The 8,862-nt window shown below is 72.2% G+C and carries 10 protein-coding genes; 4 read left to right on the top strand and 6 right to left on the bottom strand.

Going from position 1 to position 8,862, the window contains the following annotated elements; all coding sequences use genetic code 11:
• The first annotated feature begins 264 nt into the window (after nucleotides 1-264).
• Nucleotides 265-537: a hypothetical protein gene (locus tag ACFQ87_RS41745; RefSeq protein ID WP_380616194.1), complete on the top strand. Its 273-nt coding sequence runs from the start codon at nucleotides 265-267 to the stop codon at nucleotides 535-537.
• A gap of 10 nt (nucleotides 538-547) precedes the next feature.
• On the opposite strand, the gene ACFQ87_RS41750 is transcribed toward ACFQ87_RS41745, so the two are convergent.
• A complete protein-coding gene (locus ACFQ87_RS41750; protein ID WP_380616195.1) occupies nucleotides 548-2,911 on the bottom strand; it encodes a glycoside hydrolase family 65 protein in 2,364 nt (787 codons plus the stop codon).
• Nucleotides 2,912-3,193: 282 nt separating this feature from the next.
• Nucleotides 3,194-3,316 (bottom strand): hypothetical protein, encoded by a 123-nt coding sequence (locus ACFQ87_RS41755; protein ID WP_380616196.1) that lies wholly within the window; start codon nucleotides 3,314-3,316, stop codon nucleotides 3,194-3,196.
• Here ACFQ87_RS41755 and ACFQ87_RS41760 point away from each other — a divergent pair.
• A complete protein-coding gene (locus ACFQ87_RS41760) occupies nucleotides 3,306-4,052 on the top strand; it encodes a hypothetical protein (protein ID WP_380616197.1) in 747 nt (248 codons plus the stop codon). The genes ACFQ87_RS41755 and ACFQ87_RS41760 overlap by 11 nt on opposite strands.
• A 376-nt stretch (nucleotides 4,053-4,428) precedes the next feature.
• On the opposite strand, the gene ACFQ87_RS41765 is transcribed toward ACFQ87_RS41760, so the two are convergent.
• The gene (locus tag ACFQ87_RS41765) at nucleotides 4,429-4,665 is read right to left on the bottom strand and encodes a zf-HC2 domain-containing protein (protein ID WP_380616198.1); all 237 of its coding nucleotides are present in this window, start codon (nucleotides 4,663-4,665) and stop codon (nucleotides 4,429-4,431) included.
• 79 nt (nucleotides 4,666-4,744) lie between these two features.
• On the opposite strand from ACFQ87_RS41765, the gene ACFQ87_RS41770 reads away from it, so the two are divergent.
• Complete coding sequence (locus tag ACFQ87_RS41770) at nucleotides 4,745-5,350, top strand: sigma-70 family RNA polymerase sigma factor (RefSeq protein WP_380616199.1); 606 nt, start codon at nucleotides 4,745-4,747, stop codon at nucleotides 5,348-5,350.
• Here ACFQ87_RS41770 and ACFQ87_RS41775 read toward each other — a convergent pair.
• The 3 genes from ACFQ87_RS41775 to ACFQ87_RS41785 are packed head-to-tail and all read right to left on the bottom strand — an operon-like array spanning nucleotide 5,271 to nucleotide 8,217.
• Nucleotides 5,271-6,077, bottom strand: coding sequence for an ABC transporter ATP-binding protein (locus ACFQ87_RS41775; protein WP_380616200.1), 807 nt, complete (start codon nucleotides 6,075-6,077; stop codon nucleotides 5,271-5,273). The two genes, ACFQ87_RS41770 and ACFQ87_RS41775, sit on opposite strands and share 80 nt — an antisense overlap.
• Entirely contained in the window at nucleotides 6,074-7,150 is a 1,077-nt protein-coding gene (locus tag ACFQ87_RS41780) for a FecCD family ABC transporter permease (RefSeq protein ID WP_380616201.1), read from the bottom strand. Before ACFQ87_RS41780 ends, ACFQ87_RS41775 begins: the two co-directional genes overlap by 4 nt.
• A complete protein-coding gene (locus ACFQ87_RS41785; RefSeq protein ID WP_380616202.1) occupies nucleotides 7,147-8,217 on the bottom strand; it encodes an ABC transporter substrate-binding protein in 1,071 nt (356 codons plus the stop codon). The genes ACFQ87_RS41780 and ACFQ87_RS41785 overlap by 4 nt, the downstream gene beginning before the upstream one ends.
• A gap of 257 nt (nucleotides 8,218-8,474) precedes the next feature.
• Here ACFQ87_RS41785 and ACFQ87_RS41790 point away from each other — a divergent pair, with 257 nt between their 5' ends.
• A complete protein-coding gene (locus ACFQ87_RS41790) occupies nucleotides 8,475-8,693 on the top strand; it encodes a hypothetical protein (RefSeq protein WP_380616203.1) in 219 nt (72 codons plus the stop codon).
• The last annotated feature ends 169 nt before the right edge of the window (nucleotides 8,694-8,862 follow it).

Below are 8,862 nucleotides of genomic sequence, written 5' to 3' on the forward strand. Positions count from 1 at the left end.
GACCAGACGACCGGACCTTGCTCCCACGCTAGACAGGCCCGGGGCCCGGCGCGAGGGCCGACCGGCCCAGGGCCGTGAGCCTGCGGCCCCACCTGTGACACCCCGGACCAGCGGCTCGGGTCGGCCCTCGGGGCCCTGGGGGCATCCGCTCCTCGATCTGCCGGCGAACGTCGGCGATCAGGCCGGTCAGTCGCTCGGACAACCCGCGGGCCGACAGCTCGCGGGCGCACGCTCCGGCCCGTTGGACGTACCCGGCGGGGCCCGGTGCCGGAGGTATCCCGGTCCCGGACGGCACGCCCGCCGGGGCGGCCGTCCCCGGTCGGGCTGGACGACACCGGGAAGCCGGTCGGCGCACCCGAGGGGGCCGAGCAGATCCTGTCGGACGCCGTCATGGCGGGCTTTGGCATGGTCCCCGTGACCGGGCTGGGCGTGGAGGCCGGCTTCGCACTGCGCCGCCGCGCACTGGAGCGGCGGGCGGAGACGAGCTGGGGCGATGCCTGGGAGCAGGTGGAACCGCGCTGGTCCGGGCGGCGGTGATGCGCGGTCCTCACAGGTGGAACAGGCGGGTCTCGCCCGGTCGGACCGTCGCTTCCTTGCCGCGCAGACGGATGACGACCGGGTCTTGGCGGTCCTCGCGCAGGCTCACCGTGACCGTGCGGCGGTCGATGGCGATCGTGAGGCCCCAGTGGCCGCGGTAGCGCAGGTCCAGCTCCAGTCGGCCGAGGGCGGGCGGCAGGCGCGGGTCGAGCCAGAGGGCGTCCTCGCGGATCTCCAGGCCGGTGTAGCAGCGTTGCAGGAGGTCCACCGCGCCTGCCATGGCGCCCAGGTGGACGCCCTCGGAGGTGGTGCCGTGCTGGGTGTCCCGGAGGTCGGCCACCAGCGCGTCGCGGAAGTACCGCCAGGAGGCGCGGCGATCGGAGCGGGTGAGCACCCAGGCGTGCACCACCGAGCTGAGAGTCGACCCGTGGACGGTGCGCCGGAGGTAGTAGTCGGTGGTGCGGCGGAGCAGTTCGTGGCCGGTGGGGTGGCCGAGGCGGCGCAGCAGGTCGCGGACCTCGTGGGCGGAGAACAGGAACCAGAGCATGAGGGTGTCGGCCTGCTTGGACGCCTTGTAGCGGTTGACGGTGTCGCCCTCGGCCTCCAGGATCCGGTCGAGCCGGCGCAGGTCGGGGTAGCGCCTCCGGTAGGCCGCCCAGTCGAGTTCGTCGAGCCGCTCGTAGCCGTCGAACTGGCTGAGCACGCCCCCGTGGAACGGGACGTGCAGGTGCCGCTCGACCTCCTGCCAGCGGTCGAGTTCCATGGTGTCGAGTGCGAGACGCTCGCGCAGCTCGTCGCGCCGGTAGCCGGGGAGGACGTCCAGGGCGTCCCGGGCGCGGGCCAGCACCCAGGACGCCAGAACGTTGGTGTAGGCGTTGTCGTTCAGGCCGGGCCGGTCCGCCCAGGGGTAGGCGTCGTGGAACTCGTCGGGACCGAGCACACCGCGGATGGACCAGCGTCCCCGGCCTCGGTCGTAGGTTGCGGCGGAGGACCAGAAGCGTGCGATCTCCAGCAGCATCTCCGCGCCGGCCGTGGCGAGGAAGTCCCGGTCCCCGGTGGCCTGGTAGTACTGCCAGATGTTGTACGCGACCGCCGAGCCGACATGCCGCTGGAGGTGGCTGCGGTCGGGCAGCCAGCGGCCGGACAGCGGGTTGAGGTGCAGTTGCTGGGACTCCTCGCGGCCGTCGCTCGCGCTCTGCCACGGGTACATCGCGCCGTGCAGCCCGACCTCGTGGGCCTGCCGACGGGCGGCGTCCAGGCGGCGGTAGCGGTAGCGGAGCACGGCGCGGGCCAGTTCGGGGAAACGGAGGTTGAGCAGCCGCAGGACGAACAGCTCGTCCCAGAAGACGTGGCCCCGGTACGCCTCGCCGTGCAGTCCGCGGGCCGGGATGCCGACGTCCAGGTCGATGGAGTGCTCGGAGTAGGTCTGGAGCAGGTGGAACAGGTTCAGGTGCAGCGGGCCGGTGCCGTCGAAGTCGGCACCGATCCGGCAGCGGCGCCACAACTCCGCCCAGCGCAGGACGTGTTCGGCCAGCATCTCCTCGAATCGCCCGGCCTCGGCGGCGAGCAGGAGGGAGGCGCGCAGCGGCGTCTCGATCGCCCGGTCGCGGGAGGTGTGCAGGGCCACCGTCTTCTCCACCGTGACCGGTCGGCCGCACTCGGCCACCACGGTGAGGACGTGGGCCGCCCAGCCCTCGCGGCACTCGGTCGCCACCTGCGTCGCCCCGTCCGTGGTCGTCCGGGCGGCCAGGGCGATCCGCAGCGGCGAGTTGACAGCGTGGGCTTCCAGCCAGAGCAGTCCCGTTTCGTTCACGCCCTGACCGGCCGATGTGAGGTGGCGTTCGGTCAGCCCTCGGTAGCGGTCGACGCCGGTGTTGGCGACGCGGCCGTCCAGGCCTGAGCGGACCTCCAGCGGGCCGGACCAGTTCTCCGGGGTGAAGGTGCTCTCCAGGGCGAGGAGGTGGGGCTGGGCCTGGCTGGCGAGCCGGCGCTGGACGAGCCGGGTGCGCCGCCCCCGGTCGTCCACCACGAGCGCGGTGCGGGTGAGGAGGCCCCGCCGCAGGTCCAGTTCCACCGTCTGCTCGGCAGGCGGGCCGGCGAACCAGGCACCCCCGGCCGCGCGGAAGGTCAGGGGCAGCCAGTTCGGGCAGTTCACCAGGTCCTCGTTGGCGACCACGCGCCCTGTGATCGTCGACTCCGCGCGGTCGTAGCAGCCGGCCAGGTACGTCCCCGGGTAGTGGACACCGTCCGCGACCGACTCGGGCGCGGCGCCCCGGCTGACCACGTAGCCGTTGCCGAGGGCGCACAGCGCCTCCCGCAGCCCCTCCTCGCCCGGGTCGAAGCCCCGGTAGTGGAGGGTCCACGGGTCCGGCATGGCCGGATACCGTGCTGGTGGGTCCGCTCCCACGATTGCCCTCCTGCCGACCGGTGTGACTCAAGTCTGCACATCGCGCCGCCACCCGGCTCGTCCCGGCGATGCCCAGGCCTGCCCGTTCCCGCATCCATTCGTCACGCGCGGCAGTGTCAGTGCCTGCTGAAGGCGAAGGGAGCAGCGTTGCGCTGATGAGCTCGATCGCTTCGCGCACCGTCTCCCGGCAGCGCAACGAGTCGGCCGACCGGGGGAGCGGTGAACCGTGCTGCTGACCGGCCCGCGCCGTCAGTGGCCGCCGAAGAAGATCCCGTTGACCTCGCTCACCGCGTAGTAGACGACCGCGCGGAGTCGGCGAATACCGGAGGCGGCCGGACAGCGGGGAAGGGTGGGTGCGACGATGGTGGCCATCGTGACGGCCTGGCAGCTCCGGATGCTCCGCGCCGCGGTCTTCGCCGCTCTGTGCGTGGCGGTGTCCGCTACCGCGCACTTCAGCATGTCCGAGGCCGAGTTGCCGGGGCCGACGCTGGTCGCCGCGTTCGCCGGGACGGCCGGTGGTACCTGGCTGCTGGCGGGCCGGCGGCGCGGCCTCGCGGTGATCGGCCTGTGGATGGTGGCGGCCCAGAGCGCGCTGCACCTGCTGTTCGAAAGCACCTCCTCCACGGGCGGCGCCGCCGTCAAGGCCGGGAGTGCCGCTCCGGACTGGGCGAGTCTGCTGCTGTGTTCGCCCGGTGGTGACTCGACCGGAATCGCCCCGGCCGGGCTGGCCCGAATGGCCGGCCTCGATTCCGATGCCCTGCCGGTAGCCGGAATGCCAGGGATGGCGGGTATACGCAGCATGCCCGGCGCGGACTCGATGGCGATGGCGCACGGCCTTTCCGGCGGCATGCTGGCCGCCCACCTGATGGCCGCGCTCGTGTGTGCTCTGCTGCTCCGGCGTGGCGAGGCCGCGATCGTCGGCATCTTCGAGGTGCTGCGTACCCTGGCCGGTGTCTTCCTACCGGTGCTTCTGCTCCTCGCGCCGGGCGGGCACAAGCCTGCGGAACCCGCCCGCCCGAGGCCCCGTCGCGACCGGCTTCCCCGCCTGGAGGTCCTCTCGCACGCCCTGGTGCGGCGCGGGCCCCCATCGGTCGCTCCGGCAGTCTGACGCGCCCGCTACACCTCAGGACTGTCCGTCGGCTGCGCGCCTGTGGCGTGGCGGCCCGGACGTGCTCGGTGTCTGCGGGTAGGTCGCCCCTGCACACCTCGGCCGCTTCGGGTACGGGGATCTGCGGGGCCTGGCCCCACACCACCGCGAACGAGGCGCCCGGCTCACGTCGGCGCCGGTGTTCGGCGTTGCCGTGCCCTGACCGTCAGGAAGCCACGGTGCGCGACGGCCTGTCCGCATCCGGGCCCGGCGGTGCTGGTGGCCGTCGCCTACTCAGCGGTGTCGTTTGCGCACACCGCTCCCGATCCTGCCTTCAGGACCACTCATGAGCGATGGAGATCCCGGTTCGTATCCGGTGCAGCTCCCGTCCGCCGGACTACGAATCACCGCTGACCGCCTTGACCAAACGGGCGGCGAGGCTGTCCGACCACTCCCGGGACGGGCCCCGGGCGGCCAGGGCTATGTACCGCAGCCGCCTGGCGGCGGCGAGCCAGTCGGCGCAGTCCGCGCACCGGGCGGGGTGCGAGTCCAGATCGGGTACGTCGCCAGGTCGACCGGTGAGCTCGCCGTCGAGACGGGCGGACGCCGCAGTGCGGTAGTCGGCACATGTCATCTGCCCATGCTCGCCCACCGGTGCAACCAGGCGGTAGCACTGCCAAAGCCCACGCCGATCCACCGGCAGGGGGATCGCCGTGGATGACGAGCAGCTGACCGCCCTGGCCCTGCTCGCCCGGGAGGGCCGCGTGGAGGACGTCGAGGCGTTCGTGCGCGCCACCCAGCGGGACGTGTGGCGATTCGTCGCCCACCTTGCCGACACCGAGTCCGCCGACGACCTGGCCCAGGAGACCTTTCTGCGGGCACTGCGGAGCCTGCCCGGATTCGCCGGCCGTTCCTCCGCGCGCACCTGGCTGCTCTCCATTGCCCGGCGCACGGTGGTGGACCGCTACCGCTACGCGTCGAGCAGGCCGCGCTGCGCCTCGCTGGCGGACTGGCAGGAGGCCGCAGAGCACCAGCTCTGTACGGTCACGGGGGATGCCTGGACCACCCCCTGGCACTCCGTCGTCGTCCACCGACCCGACGGAGGCTGGGAGTTGATGTGGCGCAGCGAGGCCGAACAGCTCGGCCGCATCGTGCTGCGCGACGGCCGCCCCAGTCACGTCGAGACCTCGTACGCAGGCAGTCGGCGGCCCGGGGTCCACCTACGGGTGGACCCCGGGCTCACACCGCATCGGCGACCGGACCGCTCACGGCCCTCGCCGATGCGCGGTGGTCGAAGGCGATCAGCGGGTCACCGGTGAGCGGATGCTCGACCACTGCCGCCCGTACCCCGAACACCTTCTCCAGCAGCTCAGGGGTGAGCACCTCACGTGGCGGCCCGGAGGCGACCACCGCACCCTCGTGCAGGACGTGCAGCCGGTCGCAGAGCGCGGCTGCGGCGTTCAGGTCGTGCAGCGAGATCAGGGTCGTGCGGCGCTGGGCGCTCAGCAGGGCGAGAAGATCGACCTGGTGCTGCACGTCCAGGTGGTTGGTCGGCTCGTCCAGCACCAGGACATCCGGCTGCTGGGCGAACGCCCGGGCCAGCAGCACCCGTTGGCGCTCCCCGCCGGACAGTGCCGCGAAGTCGCGCCCCTCGTACCCGTCCAGGCCGACCTGGTGGAGCGCGTCGGCCACCGCTTTCCGGTCGGTGTCGTCGTCCCCCGCGAAGGCCCGCTTGTACGGGGAGCGCCCCATCGCGACGATCTCCCGGACGGTGAACTCGAAGTCGCTGCCGCGTTCCTGGGGCAGCGCGGCGATGTGCCGGGCGGTCTCGACGGGCGTCATCGAGCACACGTCCCGGCCGGCCAGCAGCACCCGGCCCGCGCGCGGCCTCAGGTGCCGGTAGACGGTGCGCAGCAGGGTGGACTTGCCGCTGCCGTTGGGGCCGACCAGTCCGGCGATCTCGCCCTCGGCGACGATCAGTTCGACGCCGTGCAGCACGTCCCGCCCCGAGAGGGTGACGGTCAGGTCCTCGACAGCGGTTCTCAACTGCGCTCCAGGCGTCGGTCCAACAGGTAGAGCAGGACGGGTGCGCCGATCAGGGCGGTGACCACGCCGATGGGCACCTCCTGGGTGTCGAGCGCGGTACGGGCGACGGTGTCCACCACGACCAGCAGTACGGCCCCGGCCAGGGCTGAGACCGGCAGCAGCCGACGGTGGTCGCCGCCGACCAGCAGGCGGCAGACGTGGGGGACCAGCAGGCCGACGAAGCCGATCGCCCCGGAGACGGCGACCAGGACTCCCGTGAGCAGGCTGGTCACCGCGAAGAGTTCGCGCCGCAGCCGGGTGACGTCGACGCCGAGTCCGGCGGCGGTCTCGTCACCCATCAGCAGGGCGTTGAGCGAGCGGGCGCGGGCCTGGAGCAGCAGCAGTCCCAAGGCCACGGCGGCCGCGGGGATGGGGAGTTGGCTCCACCGGGAGCCGCTGAGGCTGCCCATCAGCCAGAACAGCACGCCGCGGGTCTGCTGGTCGTCGCCGGCCTGTAGGACCAGGAAGCTGCAGAAACCGGACAGGAACTGGCCGATCCCGACCCCGGCCAGCACCAGGCGCATCGGCGCGAAGCCACCGCCACGCCGGGCCATCGTCCAGACCAGGGCGAACGAGGCCAGCGCTCCGAGGAAGGCCGCTCCGGAGACTCCGAACCCGACGTCGGCGCCGACGCCCGCACCGAGCACGATCATCGCGACCGCCCCCAGCGAGGCGCCGGAGGAGATCCCCATCAGGTAGGGATCGGCCAGCGGATTGCGGACCAAGACCTGGACGGTGGTGCCGACCAGGCCGAGCCCGGCGCCGACCACGGCCGCCAACAGGGCGCGCGGGGCGCGGAGTTGCCAGATGATCAGGTCGCGGGTGCCGGGCTCGGGCAGGTCACCGGCCACTCTGCGTCCCACCACCGTCCACACCTCGCCGACCGGGATGTCGACCGAGCCCAGGGAGACGGCGACGGTGAGGGCGGCCACCAGTGCGAGGCCGAGCAGGGCCGCCACCCAGCCGACCGGTACGGACCGTACGGGCCGTACGGACCGCACGGGTCGGCTGGTGGCGGCGGCTTCCCGGGTCATCCCTTGACCAGGTCCGGGTGGACGATGGCCGCGATCTGCTGCACGGTGTCGGCGTCGCGGACCCCGGCGATGGTGGTCACCTCCGAGGTGATCCGCACGAAGTGGCCTTCCTGGACGGCCTTCAGGCCCTTGGTGGCCGGGAAGTCCCGCAGGAACTGCGCGGCCTGGTCGAACGCCTGCTGGTTCGCCGCATCGCTGCCCTTGTTGCGCACGCCGAGCTGGATCCAGTCGGGGTTCTTGGCGACCACGTCCTCCCAGGAGACCGGCTTGAAGTCCCCGTCACAGTCGCCGAAGACGTTCCGCGCGCCGGCGAGCGTGATCACCGCGTTGGCGACCTGCTTGCCGCAGACCGCCATCGGCTGCTTGGTCCCGGCGTCGAAGTCGAAGAAGAAGTACGACGGCCGCTGGTCCGCGGCGACACCCTTGACCGCGTCCTGGACGGCGCCGACCTTCTTCTCCATCCCCGCCACCAGCTCCTCGGCCTTGGCCGACGTACCGGTCACCGCACCGAGGTTCTTGATGTCCCCCTCGACCGCGGAAAGGTCCTGCTGCGGGCCCAGATGCGTCGCGGCACAGGCTGTGGAGTGCAGGTACATGTGCTTGATGCCCGCAGCGGTGAACTCCTGCTCGGTCGGCACGTCGCCCATGCCGCCCATGCCGGTGGCGTGGGCGAAGGTGTCGATGTAGAGGTCGGCCCCCGAGCCCAGCAGCTTCTCCTTGGCGATCACCATCTGGCCGAGCACCGGCACCTTGGCGGCCTGGTCGGCGAACTGGGCGGGCATGCTGCCCTTGGCGGGCGGGAAGCCGGTGCCGATCGCCTTGTCCCCGGCTCCGAGTTGCAGCAGCATCTCCAGGCTGGAGGCGTTGCTGGTGACGATCTTCTTCGGGGCTGCCGTGAAGGTGGTCCCGGCTCCCGCACAGTCGGTGACCTTGACGGGGTAGCCGGCGACCGCGGACGTGCTCGCCCCGGCCGTCGCCGCCGCGTCGCCCGACTTGGTGCTGCTGCCGCAGCCCGTGGCGAGCAGGGCAACCGCGGCGGCCACGCCGCACAACGCGCGAAAACGCATGGAACTCTCCTGGTGGTCCGGGTACATCGGAGCTCGCTGATGCGGGCCCGGACCAGGTAGTCGTCCGAATCACCGACCCAGTTCCCGCGCCGGACGAATAGATTCGGCTCCACCCCGGCCGGGCCCGGCGGACCGCCGGAAACCAGCCACCGATACGGGCCCGCCGGTGCGCGGCAGCCGGTTTGAGGACGCGCGCCGCGCGGGCATCGAGGAGGTGGGAAAACACGCCCACGACAGAGGCGACCGAGGTGGCACAGATGCACAACACCGGACCGGAACCGATTGCGACCTTCTGCGGCAACTGCAACTGCGGCTGCCCGCAGCTGTTTCTGGACCCGGCGGCCCCGGAGGGGAAGCGGGTACGGATCACCGACGACTTCGGACAGCAGGTGCAGATGAGCGAGGAGCAGTTCCGCGACCTCGTCGCTCAGGCCAAGAGCGGTGCGCTGGACGACCTGGCCGCCTCGGTCGCCTGACGGCCGGCCGGCCCCATCGGGGTACAGGAGCAGCACTGGAGCTGAGCCGCGATGTGGCGCGTGGACCGGGGCCGGGGGGTGGGAACCCCGGCCCGGTTCCCTCCGTTGTCACGTTCCCTTCCCGCCGACCTCCCCTCCCCACCTTCGTGTGAGTATACCTAACCAAGGT

The sequence above is a fragment of the Kitasatospora sp. NPDC056531 genome, from assembly GCF_042794375.1.
Lineage (GTDB): Bacteria > Actinomycetota > Actinomycetes > Streptomycetales > Streptomycetaceae > Kitasatospora.

What these genes read in the sequence shown, in the direction of transcription:
- ACFQ87_RS41780 (WP_380616201.1), bottom strand. Translation starts at nt 7,150, where the DNA reads ATGACCCGGGAAGCCGCCGCCACCAGCCGACCCGTGCGGTCCGTACGG.
- ACFQ87_RS41750 (WP_380616195.1), bottom strand. Translation starts at nt 2,911, where the DNA reads ATGCCGGACCCGTGGACCCTCCACTACCGGGGCTTCGACCCGGGCGAG.
- ACFQ87_RS41765 (WP_380616198.1), bottom strand. Translation starts at nt 4,665, where the DNA reads ATGACATGTGCCGACTACCGCACTGCGGCGTCCGCCCGTCTCGACGGC.
- ACFQ87_RS41790 (WP_380616203.1), top strand. Translation starts at nt 8,475, where the DNA reads ATGCACAACACCGGACCGGAACCGATTGCGACCTTCTGCGGCAACTGC.
- ACFQ87_RS41785 (WP_380616202.1), bottom strand. Translation starts at nt 8,217, where the DNA reads ATGCGTTTTCGCGCGTTGTGCGGCGTGGCCGCCGCGGTTGCCCTGCTC.
- ACFQ87_RS41760 (WP_380616197.1), top strand. Translation starts at nt 3,306, where the DNA reads ATGGTGGCCATCGTGACGGCCTGGCAGCTCCGGATGCTCCGCGCCGCG.
- ACFQ87_RS41755 (WP_380616196.1), bottom strand. Translation starts at nt 3,316, where the DNA reads ATGGCCACCATCGTCGCACCCACCCTTCCCCGCTGTCCGGCCGCCTCC.